The sequence below is a fragment of the Klebsiella sp. 10-1 genome, assembly GCF_009758445.1.
GTDB lineage: Bacteria > Pseudomonadota > Gammaproteobacteria > Enterobacterales > Enterobacteriaceae > Klebsiella > Klebsiella scottii.
Genome location: NZ_WQRE01000007.1, coordinates 93,537 through 115,347, shown reverse-complemented (window position 1 = coordinate 115,347; position 21,811 = coordinate 93,537). Strand labels below are relative to the sequence as shown.

Sequence of the window (21,811 nt, the reverse complement as noted above, 5' to 3'; positions counted from 1 at the left end):
TTCCCTGCGCAGCGAGACGCGCCCATGGTGGGGTCAGCGTGTTGTGAAATGCGTTGCGGTATCGGTTGGCGATATGGAAAAACGACTGATTAGGGGGGAAGGGGGAGGCGGGTAACAGGGCTCTGCGCCCGCTAAGATGCGGCGGGCACAGAGTTTAACGATGTATTAATGTGCTTTTACGGCGCTGGCGCTTCTCTGTTTGAACAGGTAGCCGACGCCGAGAACGGCAATCCACACCGGGATCAGGTAGACGGAGATGGCCATGCCCGGGGTGATCAGCATAATGACCAGTACCGCGACCATGAACAGCAGGCAGATCCAGTTACCGAGCGGATAGAACAGCGCCGGGAAGCGGGTAACCACGCCCTGCTGCTGTTTTGCCCGACGGAACTTAATGTGCGCCAGGCTGATCATTGCCCAGTTAATGACGAGGGCAGAAACAACCAGCGCCATCAGCAGACCAAACGCCGATTCCGGCGCGAGATAGTTAATCAGCACGCACAGCGCGGTCACCACGGCGGAAACCAGAATGGTGTTCACCGGCACGCCGCGCTTGTCGACGTTCATCAGCGCTTTCGGCGCGTTACCCTGCTGGGCAAGACCAAACAGCATTCGGCTGTTGCAGTAAACGCAGCTGTTATACACCGACAGCGCGGCGGTCAGCACCACCACGTTGAGCGCGTTAGCAACGAAGGTATCTCCCAGTTCGTGGAAGATCAGCACAAACGGGCTGGTGTCTGCGGTTACGCGCGTCCACGGCAGCAGGGAGAGCAGTACCGCCAGCGAGCCCACGTAGAAAATCAGAATACGGTAGATAACCTGATTGGTGGCTTTGGGAATGCTCTGCTCCGGGTTATCCGCTTCTGCCGCGGTGATCCCGACCAGCTCCAGGCCGCCAAACGAGAACATGATGATGGCCATCATCATGACCAGCCCGGTGAAGCCGTGCGGCAGGAAGCCGCCCTGATCCCACAGGTTGCGGACGGTTGCCTGCGGGCCGCCGTTGCCGCTGAACAGCAGCCAGCCGCCGAACAGAATCATCGCCACAACGGCAACGACTTTAATAATGGCGAACCAGAACTCCATCTCGCCGAATACCTTCACGTTGGTGAGGTTGATGGCGTTAATGGCAACGAAGAAGATCGCCGCAGAGACCCAGGTCGGGATCTCCGGCCACCAGAACTGGACGTATTTTCCGACCGCTGTCAGCTCGGCCATCGCGACCAGAACGTACAGCACCCAGTAGTTCCAGCCGGAGGCAAAGCCGGCAAACCCGCCCCAGTACTTGTAGGCGAAATGACTGAATGAACCTGCCACCGGCTCTTCTACAACCATCTCACCGAGCTGGCGCATAATCAGAAAAGCAATAAAACCGGCGATGGCATAGCCAAGGATAATGCCGGGACCTGCCGACTGGATAACGGATGCGCTGCCCAGAAACAGGCCGGTACCGATAGCGCCGCCCAGAGCAATAAGCTGTATATGGCGGTTTTTCAGGCCGCGCTTTAGCCGATCGCCTTGCTGTTGACCTTCCATCATGAAACCTCGTGTGTGGTTATTTTGCGTTTACGCTTCATCCTTCAGGCTGTTGCTTTATTGTCGGTCCCTGCCAGATAGCATAGCTATCTCTATTCCAGAGAGTTTAAGACCAGCCTTGTTCTGCGTGATTCAGCGTCGACATTATTGTGTTGTGTAATTATGAAATTCCGTTTCTGTATTAATTTCTTTACGCAAGGCGGAATATAAAATCACTAAAAGGCCTTTTGTATCATGGAGAATAGTGATAAGTGCGGGCGAATGCACCTGCTTTATGAAGGGGTGATGACGAAGCGAACAAAAAGAAACCATTTGTAAACAGGGCGGCAATTAGCCTCTTTAACCCTTAATGACTAATTACGCAGTAAAAGTGAATTTAAAAACGATTTTTTGACTGTTGAATCGGTTCAGATGGCGTATTTTTCGTTTCATAAAAGTTAACGCTACCTCCAACGTGGTAAAGACATCATTTGTGAGAAGTTACAATTCTGAAATGTTATTTCTGTAAGGTTGTTAAAATGTGCCTGCTTTACTGATTTCAATCAAAACCTGTATGGACAGAAGGTGAATACTTTGTTACTTTACCGCTACGAACTGCGAATTGGTAAGACCAATTGACTACGGGCTAATGGCAGAGACAGGGAATATGGCCTACAGCAAAATCCGCCAACCAAAACTATCTGATGTGATAGAGCAGCAGCTTGAGTTTTTAATCCTTGAGGGGACGTTGCGCCCCGGTGAAAAACTCCCGCCTGAACGCGAACTGGCTAAACAGTTCGACGTTTCCCGTCCCTCGCTGCGTGAGGCGATTCAACGCCTCGAAGCCAAGGGCCTGTTGCTTCGTCGCCAGGGCGGTGGAACTTTTGTACAGAGCAGCCTGTGGCAGAGCTTCAGCGACCCGCTGGTAGAGCTCCTGTCCGATCACCCTGAATCCCAATTCGACCTGCTGGAAACCCGTCACGCGCTTGAAGGCATCGCGGCTTATTACGCGGCGCTGCGCAGCAATGATGCTGACCGCGAACGCATTCGCGAGCTGCATCAGGCCATTGAGCGGGCCCAGCAGTCCGGCGATCTTGACGCCGAATCCGATGCCGTCGTCCAGTATCAAATTGCCGTCACCGAAGCGGCGCATAATGTTGTGCTGCTGCATCTGCTACGCTGCATGGAGCCGATGCTGGAGCAAAACGTTCGCCAGAACTTTGAATTGTTGTACGCCCGTCGGGAAATGCTCCCGCAGGTCAGCAATCATCGCACTCGTATTTTCGAGGCGATAATCGCCGGGGAGCCGGAGCAGGCGCGTGAAGCGTCGCATCGACACCTGGCGTTCATTGAGGAAATTTTGCTGGATCGTAGCCGTGAGGAGAGTCGTCGAGAACGCTCACTGCGTCGTTTACAGCAACGGAAGGATGAGAACTCCGGTTCTTAAGCGCCATTTTTTAGAGCGCGGCAACTAAACGCAGAACCTGTCTTATTGTGCTTTTGGTTGTTCAAATAGTTCGGGTTATATCGCGGCGGCAAGCGCGTGAATCCCCGGGAGCATAGCTAACTATGTGACCGGGGTGAGGAAGCGCAGCCAACAAAGAGATAACCTGAAATATGAAGAACAAAGAGTGCAATGGGACAGGTTCCAGATTAATCAACGATTAGATAGATAAGGAATACCCCCCATGTCAGAACGTTTACCAAATGACGTGGATCCGATCGAAACTCGCGACTGGCTACAGGCGATCGAATCGGTCATCCGTGAAGAAGGTGTTGAGCGCGCTCAGTATCTGATTGACCAACTCCTTTCTGAAGCCCGCAAAGGCGGGGTGAAGGTTGCTGCTGGCACATCTACTGGCAGTTACGTCAACACTATTGCCGTTGAAGATGAACCGGAATACCCGGGGAATCTGGATCTGGAACGTCGAATTCGTTCTGCGATTCGCTGGAACGCCATCATGACCGTTCTGCGCGCATCGAAAAAGGATCTTGAGCTGGGCGGCCACATGGCTTCCTTCCAGTCCTCCGCGACCTTCTATGAAGTGTGCTTCAACCACTTCTTCCGTGCGCGCAACGAGCAGGATGGCGGCGACCTGGTTTACTTCCAGGGCCACATCTCCCCGGGCGTATACGCACGTGCGTTCCTGGAAGGTCGTCTGACTGAAGAGCAGATGAACAACTTCCGTCAGGAAGTTCATGGCAAAGGCCTCTCTTCCTACCCGCACCCGAAACTGATGCCGACCTTCTGGCAGTTCCCGACCGTATCAATGGGTCTGGGCCCAATCGGTGCAATCTACCAGGCTAAATTCCTGAAATATCTGGAACACCGTGGCCTGAAAGATACCTCCAAACAAACCGTTTACGCTTTCCTGGGCGACGGCGAGATGGACGAGCCGGAATCTAAAGGCGCCATCACCATCGCGACCCGTGAAAAACTGGATAACCTGGTCTTCGTCATCAACTGCAACCTGCAGCGTCTGGACGGTCCGGTCACCGGTAACGGCAAAATCATTAACGAACTGGAAGGCATTTTTGCCGGTGCTGGCTGGAACGTTATCAAGGTTATCTGGGGCGGTCGCTGGGATGAGCTGCTGCGTAAAGACACCAGCGGTAAGCTGATTCAGCTGATGAACGAAACCGTTGATGGCGACTACCAGACCTTCAAATCCAAAGACGGTGCCTACGTTCGCGAGCACTTCTTCGGTAAATATCCGGAAACCGCAGCGCTGGTTGCCGACTGGACTGACGAGCAGATCTGGGCCCTGAACCGCGGTGGTCACGATCCGAAGAAAGTCTTCGCTGCACTGAAAAAAGCGCAGGAAACAACTGGCAAAGCCACCGTCATCCTGGCCCATACCATCAAAGGTTACGGCATGGGTGATACCGCTGAAGGTAAAAACATCGCTCACCAGGTTAAGAAAATGAACATGGACGGCGTACGCTACGTCCGCGATCGTTTCAACGTGCCGGTTGCCGATGCTGATATCGAAAAACTGCCGTACGTTACCTTCCCGGAAGGTTCCGAAGAGCATACCTATCTGCACGCTCAGCGTGAGAAACTCCACGGCTACCTGCCGAGCCGTCAGCCTAACTTCGATGAGAAGCTGGAGCTGCCGACCCTGGAAGATTTCGGTCCGCTGCTGGAAGAGCAGAACAAAGAAATTTCTACCACCATCGCCTTCGTTCGCGCCCTGAACGTGATGCTGAAGAACAAGTCCATTAAAGACCGTCTGGTGCCGATCATCGCCGATGAAGCGCGTACCTTTGGTATGGAAGGCCTGTTCCGTCAAATTGGTATCTACAGCCCGAACGGCCAGCAGTACACCCCGCAGGACCGTGAGCAGGTTGCTTACTATAAAGAAGACGAGAAAGGTCAGATCCTGCAGGAAGGTATCAACGAACTGGGTGCCGGCGCATCCTGGCTGGCTGCTGCGACCTCTTACAGCACCAACAACCTGCCGATGATCCCGTTCTACATCTACTACTCCATGTTCGGGTTCCAGCGTATCGGCGACCTGTGCTGGCAGGCAGGCGACCAGCAGGCTCGCGGCTTCCTGGTAGGTGGGACTTCCGGTCGTACCACGCTGAACGGCGAAGGTCTGCAGCACGAAGATGGTCACAGCCATATTCAGTCTCTGACTATCCCGAACTGTATCTCTTACGATCCGTCTTACGCGTACGAAGTTGCCGTCATCATGCACGATGGCCTGGAGCGTATGTACGGTGAGAAACAAGAGAACGTTTACTACTACATCACCACGCTGAACGAAAACTACCACATGCCGGCAATGCCGGAAGGTGCTGAGGAAGGTATCCGTAAAGGTATCTACAAACTCGACACTCTCGAAGGTAGCAAAGGTAAAGTTCAGCTGCTGGGTTCCGGTTCTATCCTGCGTCACGTGCGTGAAGCAGCAGAGATTCTGGCGAAAGACTACGGCGTAGGTTCTGACGTATACAGCGTAACTTCCTTCACTGAGCTGGCGCGCGATGGTCAGGACTGTGAGCGTTGGAACATGCTGCACCCGCTGGAAACCCCGCGTGTACCGTACATCGCTCAGGTGATGAACGACGCACCAGCCGTGGCTTCTACCGACTATATGAAACTGTTCGCCGAGCAGGTTCGTACCTATGTACCGGCTGATGATTACCGCGTACTGGGTACCGACGGCTTCGGTCGCTCTGACAGCCGTGAAAACCTGCGTCACCACTTCGAAGTAGATGCTTCCTACGTGGTTGTTGCGGCGCTGGGCGAACTGGCTAAACGTGGTGAAATCGATAAGAAAGTTGTGGCTGAAGCAATCGCCAAATTTAACATCGATGCAGATAAAGTTAACCCGCGTCTGGCGTAAGAGGTAAGAGAATAATGGCTATCGAAATCAATGTACCGGACATCGGGGCTGATGAAGTTGAAATCACCGAAATCCTGGTCAAAGTTGGCGACAAAGTTGAAGCTGAACAATCGCTGATCACCGTAGAGGGCGACAAAGCCTCTATGGAAGTCCCGTCTCCGCAGGCTGGCGTTGTTAAAGAGATCAAAGTCTCCGTTGGCGACAAAACCGAGACCGGTAAACTTATCATGATTTTCGATTCCGCCGATGGTGCAGCAGCCGCTGCACCTGCGCAGGAAGAGAAAGCAGCAGCGCCAGCTCCGGCCGCTGCACCGGCTGCGGCCGCGGCGAAAGACGTGCACGTGCCTGATATCGGCGGCGACGAAGTTGAAGTCACCGAGATCATGGTTAAAGTGGGCGACACCGTCACGGCTGAACAGTCCCTGATTACCGTTGAAGGCGACAAAGCGTCGATGGAAGTCCCGGCACCGTTCGCGGGTACCGTGAAAGAGATCAAAATCAACGCCGGCGACAAAGTCTCCACCGGCTCGCTGATTATGGTCTTCGAAGTGGCGGGTGCGGCACCTGCTGCGGCACCGGCGCAGGCTGCTGCTCCGGCAGCGGCGGCTGCACCAGCGGCTTCCGGTTCTAAAGAAGTGAATGTACCTGATATCGGCGGCGACGAAGTTGAAGTGACCGAAGTGATGGTTAAAGTGGGCGACAAAGTTGCCGCTGAACAGTCACTGATCACCGTAGAGGGTGACAAAGCCTCGATGGAAGTTCCGGCACCGTTCGCGGGCACCGTGAAAGAGATCAAAATCAGCACCGGCGATAAAGTTTCCACCGGCTCGCTGATTATGGTCTTCGAAGTTGAAGGCGCGGCGCCTGCTGCGGCTCCGGCGGCAGCTGCTCCGGCACCTGCGGCGGCTGCACCTGCTCCGGCTGCGAAAGCGGCGGCGCCGGCGGCGAAAGCTGAAGGCAAATCTGAGTTCGCTGAGAACGACGCCTACGTGCACGCTACTCCGCTGATCCGCCGCCTGGCGCGCGAATTTGGCGTGAACCTGGCGAAAGTGAAAGGCTCCGGTCGTAAAGGCCGCATCCTGCGCGAAGACGTCCAGGCCTACGTGAAAGATGCCGTTAAGCGCGCTGAGTCTGCGCCTGCTGCCGCTACCGGCGGCGGTATCCCGGGCATGCTGCCGTGGCCGAAAGTGGACTTCAGCAAGTTTGGTGAAGTTGAAGAAGTTGAGCTGGGCCGTATCCAGAAAATCTCTGGTGCTAACCTGAGCCGTAACTGGGTGATGATCCCGCACGTTACGCACTTCGACAAAACCGACATCACTGACCTCGAAGCGTTCCGTAAGCAGCAGAACGCGGAAGCTGAGAAGCGTAAGCTGGACGTGAAATTCACCCCGGTGGTCTTCATCATGAAAGCGGTTGCCGCTGCGCTTGAGCAGATGCCTCGCTTCAACAGCTCCCTGTCCGAAGATGCGCAGCGTCTGACGCTGAAAAAGTACATCAACATCGGTGTTGCGGTTGATACGCCTAATGGTCTGGTTGTTCCGGTCTTCAAAGACGTGAACAAGAAGAGCATTACCGAGCTGTCCCGTGAACTGACTGTGATCTCTAAGAAAGCGCGTGACGGTAAGCTGACGGCTGGCGAAATGCAGGGCGGTTGCTTTACCATCTCCAGCATCGGCGGCCTGGGTACTACCCACTTTGCGCCGATTGTGAACGCGCCGGAAGTGGCTATCCTCGGTGTGTCCAAATCCGCGATGGAACCGGTGTGGAATGGTAAAGAGTTCGTTCCGCGTCTGATGATGCCGATCTCTCTGTCCTTCGACCACCGCGTAATCGACGGTGCTGATGGTGCTCGCTTTATTACCATCATCAACAACACCCTGAGCGATATTCGCCGCCTGGTGATGTAAGCGAAAAGCCGGCCTGACGGCCGGCTTTTTTCTGGTAACCTCCCGTGCGTTTTGAGGTTATCGGCAATAAAGGACAAAATCGTTTGCCGTTTGTTGTTTCAAAATTGTTAACAATTTTGTAAAATGCAGGCGGATAGAACGTCCCGGTGGATATAAGGGTATTAATATACATGCCCTATGGATTTCTGGATGCAGCAAGGCAGCAAGCGCCAGAGTCCCCAGGAGCTTACTCAAGTAAGTGACTGGGGTGAAGGCGTGAAGCTAACGCCGTTGCGGCCTGAAAGACGACGGGTATGACCGCCGGATACTAACTACAGAGGTCATGATGAGTACTGAAATCAAAACTCAGGTCGTGGTACTTGGGGCTGGTCCCGCAGGTTATTCTGCTGCCTTCCGTTGCGCTGACTTAGGTCTGGAAACCGTCATCGTCGAACGTTACAGCACCCTGGGCGGTGTTTGTCTGAACGTCGGCTGTATCCCTTCTAAAGCACTGCTGCACGTCGCTAAAGTTATCGAAGAAGCGAAAGCTCTGGCCGAACACGGCATTGTTTTCGGCGAGCCGAAAACCGATATCGACAAAATTCGTACCTGGAAAGAGAAAGTTATCACCCAACTGACCGGCGGTCTGGCCGGTATGGCCAAAGGCCGTAAAGTGAAAGTGGTAAACGGTCTGGGTAAATTTACCGGGGCTAACACCCTGGAAGTTGAAGGCGAAAACGGCAAAACCGTGATCAACTTCGACAACGCGATCATCGCGGCGGGTTCCCGTCCGATCGAACTGCCGTTCATTCCGCATGAAGATCCGCGCGTATGGGACTCCACCGACGCCCTCGAACTGAAATCCGTACCGAAACGCCTGCTGGTTATGGGTGGCGGTATCATCGGTCTGGAAATGGGTACCGTTTACCATGCGCTGGGTTCAGAGATTGACGTGGTTGAAATGTTCGACCAGGTTATCCCGGCTGCCGATAAAGACGTGGTGAAAGTCTTCACTAAACGCATCAGCAAGAAGTTCAACCTGATGCTGGAAACGAAAGTGACCGCCGTTGAAGCAAAAGAAGACGGTATCTATGTTTCTATGGAAGGCAAAAAAGCGCCGGCTGAAGCGCAGCGTTACGACGCCGTGCTGGTGGCTATCGGCCGCGTGCCGAACGGTAAAAACCTCGATGCAGGCAAAGCCGGCGTTGAAGTTGACGACCGCGGCTTTATCCGCGTTGATAAGCAGCTGCGTACCAACGTACCGCACATCTTCGCTATCGGCGATATCGTGGGTCAGCCGATGCTGGCGCACAAAGGCGTTCACGAAGGTCACGTTGCCGCAGAAGTTATTTCTGGCCTGAAGCACTACTTCGACCCGAAAGTGATCCCGTCAATCGCCTATACCGAACCAGAAGTTGCCTGGGTTGGTCTGACCGAGAAAGAAGCGAAAGAAAAAGGCATCAGCTACGAAACCGCCACCTTCCCGTGGGCAGCATCCGGCCGTGCGATCGCTTCCGATTGTGCAGACGGTATGACTAAACTGATCTTCGACAAAGAGACCCACCGTGTTATCGGCGGCGCGATTGTCGGCACCAACGGCGGCGAGCTGCTGGGTGAGATCGGTCTGGCTATCGAAATGGGCTGTGACGCAGAAGACATCGCTCTGACCATCCACGCGCACCCGACTCTGCACGAGTCCGTTGGCCTGGCGGCAGAAGTCTTCGAAGGTAGCATCACCGACCTGCCGAACGCGAAAGCGAAGAAAAAGTAAGTTTTTCTTTCCGGCAAAAAGCATAAGCGGCTCTGTGAGCCGCTTTTTTTATGCCTGATGTTTAGAACTGTGTCTGCGTTCATAACCTGCTACAGGTTATAGATACTTTGACAATACTTACTAAGTAAACTTATAGCTGGTTAATTATTAGTGGGGTGGGTTATGAAACGCTTTTTAACAACGACGTTGTTAGCCGCAACGCTGGCATCCGGTATGGCCTGTGCCGCCGATCCTTCCATTCCGTGGGCTGACAACAGCGGCGGCACGGAAAATACGCATATCGCCGCTATGGGGCAGAACCTGAATACGCAGCACCAGCAGATCAGCAAAACGAGTGAAGGCGTATGGGCGGCGAACTCGGGCAGCATCCAGAGTGATGAAGCCGCGTTGAGCAGCACTAAGCCGGCATTTAGCGGCTATCCGCAGCTGATGCCGCATCAGGGCTAAAATCGCTTCAGCTTCTCAGATGCCCGGCACAGGATGAGGCGCCGGGCATGTTTTATGCCTTTTCCCCTGAAATGGCGCGCCAGCCGCACGACGGGATGAGGCGGCTGATTTTGCCGGAATATTGCCCAGCCGGCGGCAGCGGCGTGAAATTTATATACCGGGAAACCGGTGTAAAGACTGCAAAATCCTGCCCTTAACGATTCAGCTAATTTTTAATGTTGCTTTTTTGTAAACAGATTAACACCTCCCTAAAATCCTGCTATGCTGCCGACGCGGTATCGGGCATTTACCCTACAAACTGCTGTCTCACAGGAGCGTGAAGAGAATCGCCTGCCGCATTTTACAATGAGAGCGAGGAGAACCGTCGTGCTAGAAGAATACCGTAAGCACGTAGCTGAGCGTGCAGCCGTTGGGATTGTTGCCAAACCCTTAGATGCAACCCAAATGGCCGCGCTGGTAGAACTGCTGAAAAACCCGCCAGCGGGTGAAGAAGAATTCCTGTTAGACCTGTTAATTAACCGCGTACCGCCGGGCGTCGACGAAGCCGCCTACGTTAAAGCCGGATTCCTTGCCGCCATCACCAAAGGTGAAGCGACCTCCCCACTGGTTAGCCCTGAAAAAGCCGTCGAACTGCTGGGCACCATGCAGGGCGGTTACAACATTCATCCGCTGATTGACGCGCTGGACGATGCTAAACTGGCTCCGATTGCCGCGAAAGCGCTGTCCCATACGCTGCTGATGTTTGATAACTTCTATGATGTAGAAGAGAAAGCGAAAGCAGGTAACGAATACGCTAAACAGGTGATGCAATCCTGGGCCGACGGCGAGTGGTTCCTGAGCCGCCCGCCGCTGGCGGAAAAAATCACCGTGACCGTTTTCAAAGTTACCGGTGAAACCAACACCGATGACCTCTCCCCGGCGCCGGACGCCTGGTCCCGCCCGGATATCCCGCTGCACGCGCTGGCGATGCTGAAAAACGCCCGTGAAGGTATCGAACCGGATCAGCCGGGCTCGGTTGGCCCGATCAAGCAAATTGAAGCGCTGCAGAAAAAAGGTTTCCCGCTGGCCTACGTTGGCGACGTTGTCGGTACCGGCTCTTCGCGTAAATCCGCCACCAACTCGGTGCTGTGGTTTATGGGCGACGATATCCCGAACGTGCCGAACAAGCGCGGCGGTGGCCTGGTTCTCGGCGGAAAAATCGCCCCTATTTTCTTCAACACTATGGAAGATGCGGGCGCGCTGCCGATTGAAGTTGACGTCAACGACCTGAACATGGGCGACGTTATCGACGTTTATCCGTTCAAAGGTGAAGTGCGTCATCACGAAACCAACGAACTGCTGGCGACCTTCGAGCTGAAGACCGACGTGCTGATCGATGAAGTCCGCGCCGGTGGCCGTATTCCGCTGATTATCGGCCGTGGCCTGACTACCCGCGCGCGTGATGCGCTGGACCTGCCGCATAGCGACGTTTTCCGTCACGCGAAAGACGTTGCCGAAAGCACCAGCGGCTTCTCGCTGGCGCAAAAAATGGTTGGCCGCGCCTGCGGCGTAGCCGGTGTTCGTCCCGGCGCCTACTGCGAGCCGAAGATGACCTCCGTTGGCTCCCAGGATACCACCGGTCCGATGACCCGCGATGAGCTGAAAGACCTGGCGTGCCTCGGCTTCTCCGCCGACCTGGTGATGCAGTCCTTCTGCCATACCGCGGCCTATCCGAAGCCGGTCGACGTGACCACGCACCATACTCTGCCGGACTTCATTATGAACCGCGGCGGCGTCTCCCTGCGTCCGGGTGATGGCGTTATCCACTCCTGGCTGAACCGTATGCTGCTGCCGGATACCGTCGGTACCGGCGGTGACTCCCACACCCGTTTCCCGATCGGTATCTCCTTCCCGGCGGGCTCTGGTCTGGTGGCGTTTGCCGCCGCAACCGGCGTGATGCCGCTGGATATGCCGGAATCCGTACTGGTCCGCTTCAAAGGTAAAATGCAGCCGGGGATCACCCTGCGCGATCTGGTTCACGCCATCCCGCTGTACGCTATCAAGCAGGGCCTGCTGACCGTTGAGAAGAAAGGTAAGAAAAACATCTTCTCCGGACGCATTCTGGAAATCGAAGGCCTGCCGGACCTGAAGGTTGAGCAGGCGTTTGAGCTGACCGATGCCTCCGCTGAGCGTTCTGCAGCCGGCTGTACCATCAAGCTGAGCCAGGAGCCGATCGTTGAGTATCTGAACTCCAACATCGTTCTGCTGAAGTGGATGATTGCCGAAGGTTACGGCGATCGCCGTACCCTGGAGCGTCGCGTTCAGGGGATGGAAAAATGGCTGGCGGACCCTCAGCTGCTTGAAGCCGATGCGGATGCGGAATATGCCGCGGTTATCGACATCGACCTGGCGGATATCAAAGAGCCGATCCTCTGCGCGCCGAACGATCCGGACGATGCTCGTCTGCTGTCCGACGTTCAGGGGGAGAAGATCGACGAAGTCTTTATCGGCTCCTGTATGACCAACATCGGCCACTTCCGCGCGGCAGGTAAGCTGCTGGATAGCCATAAAGGCCAGCTGCCGACCCGCCTGTGGGTGGCTCCGCCAACCCGCATGGATGCGGCTCAGCTGACCGAAGAAGGTTACTACAGCGTATTTGGTAAGAGCGGCGCGCGTATCGAAATCCCGGGCTGCTCCCTGTGCATGGGTAACCAGGCGCGCGTAGCCGACGGTGCGACGGTGGTTTCTACCTCAACCCGTAACTTCCCGAACCGTTTGGGGACCGGCGCGAACGTCTACCTGGCTTCTGCTGAGCTGGCGGCCGTGGCTTCACTGCTCGGCAAGCTGCCGACGCCGGAAGAGTACCAGACCTTCGTTGCGCAGGTCGATCAGACGGCGGCGGATACCTACCGCTACCTGAACTTCAACCAGCTGGATCAGTACACTGATAAAGCGGATGGGGTTATTTTCCAGACGGCGGTGTAAGGTGACGCGTCAGCCCGCCTGACGAATTGCCTGTAAACTCTCCAGTGCCCGGTGAACATTGCATCACCGGGCATTTTTATTTCCAATCCTTCATCCGCCCGGCTTTTTTTCTTCCCCGGTACTGCGATAATTACGCTATGGGTACAGTGCAGCGTGACGCATTGCCCTTGCAGAGGAAGAGACTATGGATTACGAATTTCTGCGCGATATTACCGGAGTGGTAAAGGTGCGGATGGCGATGGGCCACGAGGTGGTGGGGCACTGGTTTAATGAAGAGGTGAAGGATAATCTCGCCCTGCTGGACGAAGTGGAACAGGCCGCGCGTACCGTAAAAGGCAGCGAGCGCTCCTGGCAGCGTGCCGGGCATGAGTACACGTTATGGTTAGACGGCGAAGAGGTGATGATCCGCGCTAACCAGCTGGAAATCTCCGGCGATGAAATTGAAGAAGGGATGAGCTACTACGACGAGGAGAGCTTCTCCCTCTGCGGCGTCGAAGACTTTTTGCAGGTCGTTGCCGCCTACCGTCGCTTCTTACAAGACCGCTAACCCCCCCGGCAGCGCTCTTTTTGGCGCTGCCCGCACTCTCCTCCTTGATTACATTTAATCAAATAATCATTAAACGGCTTAACGTTGACCCGGAACTGCGATCTGACCCTTATTTTTCTTTTTATTGATTTAATATAATCATATGTGATTATATTAAATCAATTCGGAGGGCGGTATGAAAATTAAAGCGACAATAGAAAAAATCCCCGGAGGGATGATGGTCGTCCCGCTTGTGCTGGGGGCTATGCTCAATACCTTCGCCCCCGAGGCGCTGCAGGTGGGGGGCTTTACCACGGCATTATTTAAGAACGGCGCCGCGCCGCTTATCGGGGCGTTTTTACTCTGCATGGGGGCGGGTATCCATATAAAAGCCGCCCCTAAATCTCTGTTGATTGGCGGCGGTATTACCTTCACTAAGTTCGTTGTGGCGGTAGCGCTTGGATTTACCGTCGAGACGTTTTTTGGCGTCGACGGTCTGTGGGGACTCTCCTCCGTCGCCATTATTGCCGCGATGAGCAACACTAACGGCGGCCTGTACGCCGCTCTGGCCGGCGAGTTTGGCAGCGAGAATGAGGTGGGGGCAACGCCGCTGATGTCTCTGAGCGACGGCCCGATACTGACGATGATCGCTCTGGGCGCGGCGGGTATGGCTAATATTCCGCTGATGTCGATCGTGGTGGTGCTGATCCCCATGCTTATCGGCATGCTGCTCGGCAATCTGGATGCGCAGATGCGCGAATTCCTCACTAAAGGCGGCCCGCTGCTGATCCCATTCTTTGCTTTTGCGCTAGGCGCCGGAATCGACCTGTCCATGCTGTTGAAGGGCGGGCTTGCCGGGATCCTGCTGGGCGCGCTGACCACCCTGGTGGGCGGTTTCTTCAATATTAAAGTCGATCGCCTGCTGGGCGGGACCGGTATTGCCGGCGCAGCGGCTTCCAGCACCGCTGGTAACGCCGTCGCCACGCCGATGGCGATTGCACAGGCGGACCCTGCGCTGGGCGCGATCGTGGCGGTGGCGACGCCGCTGGTGGCCACGTCGGTGATTGTGACCGCCCTCTTAACGCCAGCGCTGACGTCGTGGGTGGCGAAGCGTAACCAGCAGCAGGCGAAGATCGCCCTCGGGGAGAAACCGCAATGAAGATGATTGTTATCGCAGATGATTTTACCGGAGCAAATGATACAGGGGTCCAGTTGGCCAAAAAGGGCGCGCGCACTGAGGTCATGCTCGATGAACGACAGCAAGCGTCACGTAAGGCTGATGTCCTGGTGATAAATACCGAAAGCAGGGCGTTGGCGCCGGCTGAGGCGGCAGAGAAGGTGAGGGCGGCCGTCGCGCCCTGGTTTCGCGAGCGGGATAACCCGCCGCTGGTATACAAAAAGATAGACTCGACGTTCCGCGGTAACGTCGGCGCGGAGGTCGAAGCGGCAATGCAGGCCTGCGGGGCCAGGCTGGCCATCGTGGCGGCAGCGATCCCTGCGGCGGGTAGGGTGACGATGAACGGACAGTGTCTGGTACACGGCGTACCGCTCGTCGAAACAGAATTTGCCAGCGATCCAAAAACACCGATTATTTCTTCTCATATCAAGACATTGCTTGAATTGCAGACCGCCTGCCCGGTTTATGAGCTGGATCTGGCGACGGTACGTGGCGGTGGCTCAGGCGCCGAACTCCAGCGCTTAGGCGAGAGCGATGGTGGGATTGTGGTCGTTGATGCCGAAAATGATGGCGATTTAGCCCTGCTGGCCCAGGCGGTGGCCGGGCTCCACGACCGTTACCTGCTCGTTGGCGCGGCGGGTTTTGCTAACGCGCTGCCGGCAGGCTGCTATCTCAGCCCACGGCAGCAGCTGCCGGTGCTGGTAGTCGCCGGTTCGATGAGTGAAGCGACCCGGCAGCAAATTGTGTTTGCGGCGAAAGAGAGAGCGCTGGGGATTGTGGATATTGATGTCGAGGCGCTGCTGCAAACGGACAGCGATAGCATGAAGGAAAAGATCGTCCACCAGTCCACTGCTGTTTTGCGCGATCGCCAGCATTGTGTGCTGAGAACCAGCCGCGACGCCGATGCGCGCGGGATGATTGAGACGCTGTGCGAACGCTACCAGCTTTCACGCCAGCAGCTAGGAGACAGCATTAGCTCAGCGCTAGGCGATATCACGCTCGCCATCATCAACCGAGCGCAAATCGGGGGGCTGTTCCTCACGGGCGGAGATATTGCTATCGCCGTGGCGAGAGCGCTCGGCGCTGAGGGGTATCGCATCGACAGCGAGGTTGCGCCCTGCGTGCCCTGCGGAACGCTGGTTAACAGCGAAATTGACGATCTGCCGGTGATCACCAAAGCCGGCGGATTTGGCGGTGAAGCCACGCTTCGGGATGCACTTTATTTTATTGAGGAGATGTACAGTGACAAATAACGTAATTGCCGTCACGATGGGCGACCCGGCAGGCATCGGGCCCGAAATCATTATCAAATCTCTGGCCGAAGGCGAGCTTTCCGGCACGCCGGCAGTCGTGGTGGGATGTTTACAGACGCTACAGCGTCTGCAGGCGTCCGGCGTCACCCCGCCCGTAGAATTACGCCCGATAAAGCAGGTTTCCCAGGCGCGCTTTGCGCCGGGGATCGTTAACGTCATTGACGAACCCCTGAAAGAGCCTGCCATGCTCATACCGGGAAAAGTGCAGGCGCAGGCCGGCGACCTGGCTTACCGCTGCGTTAAGCGGGCCACCGAAATGGCGCTGGCGGGAGAGGTCTCCGCCATCGCGACCGCGCCGCTGAATAAAGAGGCGCTTCATCTGGCGGGGCACATGTATCCGGGCCATACGGAGCTGCTGGCCCGGCTGACGGACAGTCGCGATTATGCGATGGTGCTGTATACCGACAAGCTGAAGGTCATACACGTTTCGACGCATATTGCGCTGCGTAAATTCCTCGATACCCTGAACGGCGAGCGTATCAAAACGGTGATCTCGCTCGCCGACACTTTCCTAAGGCGCGTGGGGTTCAGCTCTCCGCGTATCGCGGTAGCCGGCGTTAATCCTCATGCCGGTGAAAACGGTCTTTTTGGCGATGAGGAGATTAATATTGTCGGCCCGGCGATAGCGCAGATGCAGCAGCGGGGAGTGGCCGTTTATGGCCCTTGCCCGCCGGATACCGTCTTTCTGCAGGCCTGGGAAGGGCAGTACGATATGGTGGTGGCGATGTACCACGATCAGGGGCATATTCCGTTGAAGCTGCTTGGCTTCTATGATGGCGTCAATATCACGGCCGGGCTGCCGTTTATCCGCACCTCAGCGGATCACGGCACCGCGTTTGATATTGCCTGGACAGGTAAAGCTAAGTCTGAGAGCATGGCGATCTCTATCCAGCTAGCCAGTCAGCTTGCTTAATTTATAGATCGTTATCCGGATTCATTCAGGTTGCACAAGGCGGCAGTCCGCGGTGCCTGAGGCGGTTACCCGCGCCGGTTAAGCGCTGGCGTGGCTATCGGCTCGCAACGTGAAAGATGAAAGGTATATGAAGTCACAAAATCGATTAGACCAGATTCTGGACTATCTGAAAGGCCATAATCTGGTCACCGTTGAACAACTGGTTAGCGCTATTGACGCTTCCCCCGCGACCATACGACGCGATCTGATTAAGCTGGATGAGCAGGGCGTGATTAATCGCAGCCACGGCGGCGTGGCGCTTAACCGCTTTATCCCTGCTCAGCCGACGACGAATGAAAAGCAGCTGCTGCATCCCCAGGAAAAGAGCGCGATTGCCCAGCTCGCCCTGTCGATGATTAAAGCCGGAGATTCGGTCGTGCTGGATGCCGGGACGACGATGCTGGAGCTGGCGCGTAACCTGACTTCGCTGCCGCTGCGCGTGATTACATCCGATTTACGCATCGCCCTGTTTCTCTCGGAGTTTAAGCAGATAGAGGTGACCATTATCGGCGGTCGCATCGATGACAGCAGCCAGTCGTGCATTGGCGATCACGGTCGTAAGCTGCTGCGCGGTATCTACCCGGATATCGCATTTATTAGCTGTAATTCGTGGAGCCTGGAGAAGGGAATTACCACTCCCACGGAAGAGAAGGCCGGGCTCAAGCAGGATCTGGCGCTGAATGCGAGCCGCCGGGTGCTGTTAGCGGACAGCAGCAAGTATGGCTCCTGGTCGCTGTTTTGTGTCACCCCGCTTGCCAGCCTGACGGATATCGTCACCGATCGCGGCCTGGCGACCCAGGCACAGGAGGCGCTCGCCAACCTGCCGTGCCAGCTTCACCTGGCATAACCAGGCAGCGCCGCCGCCGCGGCCCTGCCTGCGTCTCTTAGATATGCGGAATGTTGCGGGCGTAGTAAATCTCGCGCATCTCTTTCCACAGCAGGTCGGTAATGACCCTGCGCTCCTCTTCGCTTAAATCTTCCGGCCGGGTATGGAACATGTAGTGCTTCAGGTCGAACTCCTTCAGCAGCATCTTGCTGTGGAAGATATTTTCCTGGTACACGTTGACGTCCACCATGTCATACAGCGCCTTGATGTCGTCGGACATAAAGTTCTGTATTGAGTTAATCTCGTGATCGATAAAGTGCTTCATACCGTTGATATCGCGCGTAAAGCCGCGAACGCGGTAATCAATGGTGACGATATCGGACTCCAGCTGGTGAATAAGGTAGTTCAGCGCCTTCAGCGGCGAAATGACGCCGCAGGTTGAAACTTCAATATCAGCGCGGAAGGTACAGAGCCCGCCCTCGGGATGGCTTTCCGGGTAGGTGTGGACGCAGATATGGCTTTTATCGAGATGGGCGACCACGGTTTCCGGCAGCGGGCCCGGATGCTCGCTTTGATCGATAAGCTGCGGGTCAATCGGTTCTTCGCTGACCAGAATGGTGACGCTGGCGCCCTGCGGCTCATAATCCTGGCGCGCGATATTCAGGATGTTGGCGCCGATTATCGAGCACGTCTCGGACAAAATCTCGGTCAGGCGGTTGGCGTTATAGAGTTCATCGATATAGGCGATATAGCCGTCGCGCTCTGCCGCCGTTTTGGCATAGCAGATATCGTAAATGCAAAAACTCAGGCTCTTGGTCAGGTTGTTAAAGCCGTGCAGCTTCAGTTTTTTCAATTTAGTTCACCCCCTTACTTAAGATCGCTGACAGACAGCGCATCCTGCAGATATTGCGGTAGGGCGAATGCCGCCGTATGAATTGCCGGGTTGTAATAACGGCACTTCAGGTTTGCTTTGTGAAAGCGTGCCTGGATAATTTCGCCGGAAAGATGGCGCAGCGCGTCGTTATCCGTCGCCCAGGCGAAGGTCATAATGCCGCCGTAATAGGTGGGTACCGCCGCCTGATAGAAGCTAACGTCGCTGAAATAGTGGCTCAGCTTGCGGTGGCTGTCGACGGCTTCGTCCTGCTGCAGAAAGCTCACGCCGTTCTGGGCGACGAAAATTCCGCCGGGGTTCAGGCAGCGCTTACAGCCCGCATAGAACGCTGAGGTGAACAGGCTTTCGCCGGGACCAATTGGGTCGGTGCAGTCGGAGATGATGACGTCAAACGTTTGCGTCGTCTGGTTAACAAAATTGACGCCGTCATCAATAACCAGCGTAAAGCGCGGATCGTCGTAGGCGCCGGCATTGTGGTTTGGCAGGTACTGGCGGCAGAAAGAGACTACGCCCGCGTCTATCTCAACCATCGTGATAGTTTCGATGTGGGGATGACGGGAGACTTCGCGCAGCATTGCGCCATCGCCGCCGCCGATAATCAGTACGTGCTTCGCCTGGCCGTGGGCCAGCAGCGGCACGTGGGTCATCATTTCATGATAGATAAACTCATCGCGCTCGGTGGTTTGCACCACGCCGTCCAGCGCCATCACGCGGCCAAAAGCGGCGTTCTCAAAAATGATCAAATCCTGATGATCGGTCTTCTCGTGATACAGCACGTTATCAACGGTAAAATACTGACCAAAATGGTCGTGCAGTGTTTCATGCCACAGGTTGCTATCGGCCACGGGTTGATTCCTCCTTTGTTAACATCTGTTACACCCGTAAAAAACGAGCGCAACATCATAGCCAACTATAGATGAGGATGCACGGCGGATATTTCAGCCATGCGCGCGCGGGCAAATACGCCTGAAAATAGAGGCGATAGCGGGCGGATATTTTTTGGCGGCGGGCTTATTTAACGACGTTATTTAACGTAAGCCAGCAGGCTTAGGGAATCGCGCGCCAGCGCCTTACATTTTTTTGGGGTCGAAATCTTGATGCCGCTGAGATCGCGGTAGCTGTCTTCGCCGAGCGCTTTCATATTAAAGCTGTCGTAGTTGCTCAGATCCCATTGATTCTGTTGAGCAAAGAAGACCAGCGCGCGACGGATCTGGGTATTAGGCAGGTTCTGGTAACCGCAGTCGTTTTTCAGAAAAACAAATACCGCTGTTAAATCAGCCATATCTTCCGCTTCCGACTCGCTTAACGCGTAGCTATTGGCGGATAGTGCAAGCAGGCTGCCGAGCACTAGTGTTCTGCAAAGCGTCTTCATTTTGTTTACCATTGAATCACGGACGAACAAAGTTAGCATACTTCTTTACATGACGCCGAGCTTTATTCTTACTCTTATGCTTGACCTTCCCGTTGCTGGAGGGTTTAAGCTCAAAAGTTCACCAGCAGAATAAAAGGATGTGAAATGCAACGTCGTGAATTTATCAAATTAACCGCCGCGCTTGGCGCATTCAGCGCGCTTCCGCTCTGGAGCCGCCCGGCGTTTGCCGCCGCTCGTCCGGCATTGCCGATACCAGACCTGCTCGCCGCCGACGCGCGTAATCGCATCACGTTAACCATCCAGGCCGGGAAAACGCAGTTTGGTCCTCACAGCGCGACCACCTGGGGCTATAACGGCAATCTGCTGGGCCCTGCGCTGCGCCTCAAAAAAGGGCAGGCGGTAACCGTTGATATTCATAACCGCCTGACCGAAGAGACCACCGTGCACTGGCACGGGCTGGAGGTCCCCGGCGAGGTTGACGGCGGGCCGCAGGGAGTTATTGCGCCGGGGGCTTCCCGCAGCGTGAGCTTCACGCCGACGCAGCGGGCCGCCACCTGCTGGTTCCACCCGCATCAGCATGGTAAAACCGGACGCCAGGTTGCGATGGGCCTGGCGGGTCTGGTGCTGATTTCCGATGAGGAGAGCGAGCGCCTGCTGCTGCCGAAGCAGTGGGGGATCGATGATGTGCCGGTGATCGTGCAGGATAAGCGCTTCACCGCCGCCGGCGAAATTGACTATCAGCTTGATATCATCAGCGCCGCCGTCGGCTGGTTTGGCGATACGCTGCTGACCAACGGGGCGCTCTATCCCGAGCACGCCGCCCCGCGCGGCTGGCTGCGTCTGCGCCTGCTTAACGGCTGCAACGCCCGCTCGCTGAATTTCGCCGCCAGCGATGGCCGGCCGATGTACGTGGTGGCCAGCGACGGCGGGCTGCTTGCCGAGCCGGTCAAAGTGAGCGAGCTGCCGATATTGATGGGGGAACGCTTTGAAGTGCTGGTGGATACCAGCGACGGTAAAGCCTTCGATCTGATCACGCTGCCGGTCAGCCAGATGGGAATGGCGATTGCGCCGTTCGATAAGCCGCAGCCGGTGCTGCACGTCCAGCCGTTGACGATTCAGGCATCCGGCCAGCTGCCGGATGCGCTGGCGGCGCTGCCCGGGCTGCCGCCGCTGGCAGGCCTGACCCAACGCACGCTGCAGCTGTCGATGGACCCGATGCTGGATATGATGGGAATGCAGGCGCTGACGAAAAAGTACGGCGATGGGGCGATGTCAGGCATGCACCACGGCAGCATGATGGATAGCGGCGGCATGGGAAATATGAACCACGGCGAGATGGGTAAAATGGACCACGCGGGTATGGGGCAGATGAACCACGGCGGCAACGCGTTCGACTTCCATAACGCCAATCGTATCAATGGCAAAGCTTTTGACATGGACGTGCCGATGTTCGCCGCGGCGAAGGGGCAGTATGAACGCTGGGTGATTTCCGGCAAAGGCGACATGATGCTGCACCCGTTCCATATCCACGGAACCCAGTTCCGTATTCTGTCGGAAAACGGCCAGCCGCCCGCCGCGCATCGAACGGGATGGAAAGATACCGTGCGGGTCGATGGCGGCGTCAGCGAGGTGCTGGTGAAGTTCGAGCACGACGCGCCGAAGGAGTTTGCCTATATGGCGCACTGCCATCTGCTGGAGCATGAGGATACCGGCATGATGCTCGGCTTTACGGTCTAGCCCGGCCGCAGGGCCTGGCTCCGCAGGCTATCCTGCAAAACCGCAAAAGAAAAGGCCCGGTTCTCACCGGGCCTTTTGCTC

17 protein-coding genes are annotated in these 21,811 nt (G+C 56.0%); 13 read left to right on the top strand and 4 right to left on the bottom strand.

The features are described from left to right. Positions 1–165: 165 nt before the first annotated feature. The gene (aroP, locus tag GO007_RS22200) at positions 166–1,539 is read right to left on the bottom strand and encodes an aromatic amino acid transporter AroP (protein WP_095103746.1); all 1,374 of its coding nucleotides are present in this window, start codon (positions 1,537–1,539) and stop codon (positions 166–168) included. Between the two features lie 643 nt (positions 1,540–2,182). Between aroP and pdhR the strand changes: the two genes are divergently transcribed. The 12 genes from pdhR (at position 2,183) to GO007_RS22140 (ending at position 17,750) form a co-directional block, all read left to right on the top strand. Continuing rightward, positions 2,183–2,962, top strand: coding sequence for a pyruvate dehydrogenase complex transcriptional repressor PdhR (gene pdhR / locus GO007_RS22195; RefSeq protein WP_041144071.1), 780 nt, complete (start codon positions 2,183–2,185; stop codon positions 2,960–2,962). Positions 2,963–3,203: 241 nt separating this feature from the next. Beyond that, entirely contained in the window at positions 3,204–5,867 is a 2,664-nt protein-coding gene (aceE, locus tag GO007_RS22190; protein ID WP_095103744.1) for a pyruvate dehydrogenase (acetyl-transferring), homodimeric type, read from the top strand. Positions 5,868–5,881: 14 nt separating this feature from the next. Continuing rightward, complete coding sequence (gene aceF, locus GO007_RS22185; protein ID WP_095103743.1) at positions 5,882–7,774, top strand: pyruvate dehydrogenase complex dihydrolipoyllysine-residue acetyltransferase; 1,893 nt, start codon at positions 5,882–5,884, stop codon at positions 7,772–7,774. A 325-nt stretch (positions 7,775–8,099) separates the two neighbouring features. Then, a complete protein-coding gene (gene lpdA, locus GO007_RS22180; protein WP_095103739.1) occupies positions 8,100–9,524 on the top strand; it encodes a dihydrolipoyl dehydrogenase in 1,425 nt (474 codons plus the stop codon). A 162-nt stretch (positions 9,525–9,686) separates the two neighbouring features. Beyond that, on the top strand, positions 9,687–9,971 hold the full coding sequence (locus GO007_RS22175) for a hypothetical protein (protein WP_095103737.1): 285 nt from the start codon (positions 9,687–9,689) through the stop codon (positions 9,969–9,971). 47 nt (positions 9,972–10,018) lie between these two features. Next, positions 10,019–10,168 (top strand): hypothetical protein, encoded by a 150-nt coding sequence (locus tag GO007_RS22170; RefSeq protein ID WP_157349331.1) that lies wholly within the window; start codon positions 10,019–10,021, stop codon positions 10,166–10,168. A 169-nt stretch (positions 10,169–10,337) separates the two neighbouring features. After that, positions 10,338–12,935 carry a bifunctional aconitate hydratase 2/2-methylisocitrate dehydratase gene (acnB, locus tag GO007_RS22165; RefSeq protein WP_095103736.1) on the top strand — a complete coding sequence of 866 codons (2,598 nt, stop codon included), beginning with the start codon at positions 10,338–10,340 and terminating at the stop codon, positions 12,933–12,935. Between the two features lie 184 nt (positions 12,936–13,119). Continuing rightward, positions 13,120–13,482 carry a protein YacL gene (gene yacL, locus GO007_RS22160; protein WP_095103735.1) on the top strand — a complete coding sequence of 121 codons (363 nt, stop codon included), beginning with the start codon at positions 13,120–13,122 and terminating at the stop codon, positions 13,480–13,482. 175 nt (positions 13,483–13,657) lie between these two features. Then, positions 13,658–14,620, top strand: a complete 963-nt coding sequence (locus GO007_RS22155) for a 2-keto-3-deoxygluconate permease (protein WP_095103733.1) — start codon at positions 13,658–13,660, stop codon at positions 14,618–14,620. Beyond that, a complete protein-coding gene (gene dtnK / locus GO007_RS22150; RefSeq protein ID WP_095103732.1) occupies positions 14,617–15,891 on the top strand; it encodes a D-threonate kinase in 1,275 nt (424 codons plus the stop codon). The genes GO007_RS22155 and dtnK overlap by 4 nt, the downstream gene beginning before the upstream one ends. Next, entirely contained in the window at positions 15,851–16,864 is a 1,014-nt protein-coding gene (locus GO007_RS22145) for a D-threonate 4-phosphate dehydrogenase (RefSeq protein ID WP_095103731.1), read from the top strand. The genes dtnK and GO007_RS22145 overlap by 41 nt, the downstream gene beginning before the upstream one ends. Positions 16,865–16,991: 127 nt before the next feature. Continuing rightward, positions 16,992–17,750 (top strand): DeoR/GlpR family DNA-binding transcription regulator, encoded by a 759-nt coding sequence (locus tag GO007_RS22140; protein ID WP_095103729.1) that lies wholly within the window; start codon positions 16,992–16,994, stop codon positions 17,748–17,750. Positions 17,751–17,787: 37 nt separating this feature from the next. Here the strand turns inward: GO007_RS22140 and speD are convergent, their stop codons facing one another. The 3 genes from speD to GO007_RS22125 all read right to left on the bottom strand — a co-directional run bounded on the left by speD (position 17,788) and on the right by GO007_RS22125 (position 19,993). After that, the gene (gene speD / locus GO007_RS22135; RefSeq protein WP_095103728.1) at positions 17,788–18,582 is read right to left on the bottom strand and encodes an adenosylmethionine decarboxylase; all 795 of its coding nucleotides are present in this window, start codon (positions 18,580–18,582) and stop codon (positions 17,788–17,790) included. Between the two features lie 14 nt (positions 18,583–18,596). Then, positions 18,597–19,466, bottom strand: a complete 870-nt coding sequence (speE, locus tag GO007_RS22130; RefSeq protein WP_095103727.1) for a polyamine aminopropyltransferase — start codon at positions 19,464–19,466, stop codon at positions 18,597–18,599. Between the two features lie 179 nt (positions 19,467–19,645). Continuing rightward, positions 19,646–19,993, bottom strand: a complete 348-nt coding sequence (locus GO007_RS22125) for a YacC family pilotin-like protein (RefSeq protein WP_095104103.1) — start codon at positions 19,991–19,993, stop codon at positions 19,646–19,648. 144 nt (positions 19,994–20,137) lie between these two features. On the opposite strand from GO007_RS22125, the gene cueO reads away from it, so the two are divergent. Continuing rightward, positions 20,138–21,730: a multicopper oxidase CueO gene (cueO, locus tag GO007_RS22120; RefSeq protein WP_095103725.1), complete on the top strand. Its 1,593-nt coding sequence runs from the start codon at positions 20,138–20,140 to the stop codon at positions 21,728–21,730. Positions 21,731–21,811: the final 81 nt, after the last annotated feature.

What these genes read in the sequence shown, in the direction of transcription:
- aroP (WP_095103746.1), bottom strand. Translation starts at nt 1,539, where the DNA reads ATGATGGAAGGTCAACAGCAAGGCGATCGGCTAAAGCGCGGCCTGAAA.
- cueO (WP_095103725.1), top strand. Translation starts at nt 20,138, where the DNA reads ATGCAACGTCGTGAATTTATCAAATTAACCGCCGCGCTTGGCGCATTC.
- GO007_RS22145 (WP_095103731.1), top strand. Translation starts at nt 15,851, where the DNA reads ATGCACTTTATTTTATTGAGGAGATGTACAGTGACAAATAACGTAATT.
- aceF (WP_095103743.1), top strand. Translation starts at nt 5,882, where the DNA reads ATGGCTATCGAAATCAATGTACCGGACATCGGGGCTGATGAAGTTGAA.
- GO007_RS22175 (WP_095103737.1), top strand. Translation starts at nt 9,687, where the DNA reads ATGAAACGCTTTTTAACAACGACGTTGTTAGCCGCAACGCTGGCATCC.
- aceE (WP_095103744.1), top strand. Translation starts at nt 3,204, where the DNA reads ATGTCAGAACGTTTACCAAATGACGTGGATCCGATCGAAACTCGCGAC.
- pdhR (WP_041144071.1), top strand. Translation starts at nt 2,183, where the DNA reads ATGGCCTACAGCAAAATCCGCCAACCAAAACTATCTGATGTGATAGAG.
- dtnK (WP_095103732.1), top strand. Translation starts at nt 14,617, where the DNA reads ATGAAGATGATTGTTATCGCAGATGATTTTACCGGAGCAAATGATACA.
- GO007_RS22125 (WP_095104103.1), bottom strand. Translation starts at nt 19,993, where the DNA reads ATGAAGACGCTTTGCAGAACACTAGTGCTCGGCAGCCTGCTTGCACTA.
- GO007_RS22140 (WP_095103729.1), top strand. Translation starts at nt 16,992, where the DNA reads ATGAAGTCACAAAATCGATTAGACCAGATTCTGGACTATCTGAAAGGC.
- yacL (WP_095103735.1), top strand. Translation starts at nt 13,120, where the DNA reads ATGGATTACGAATTTCTGCGCGATATTACCGGAGTGGTAAAGGTGCGG.
- GO007_RS22170 (WP_157349331.1), top strand. Translation starts at nt 10,019, where the DNA reads ATGTTTTATGCCTTTTCCCCTGAAATGGCGCGCCAGCCGCACGACGGG.
- lpdA (WP_095103739.1), top strand. Translation starts at nt 8,100, where the DNA reads ATGAGTACTGAAATCAAAACTCAGGTCGTGGTACTTGGGGCTGGTCCC.
- GO007_RS22155 (WP_095103733.1), top strand. Translation starts at nt 13,658, where the DNA reads ATGAAAATTAAAGCGACAATAGAAAAAATCCCCGGAGGGATGATGGTC.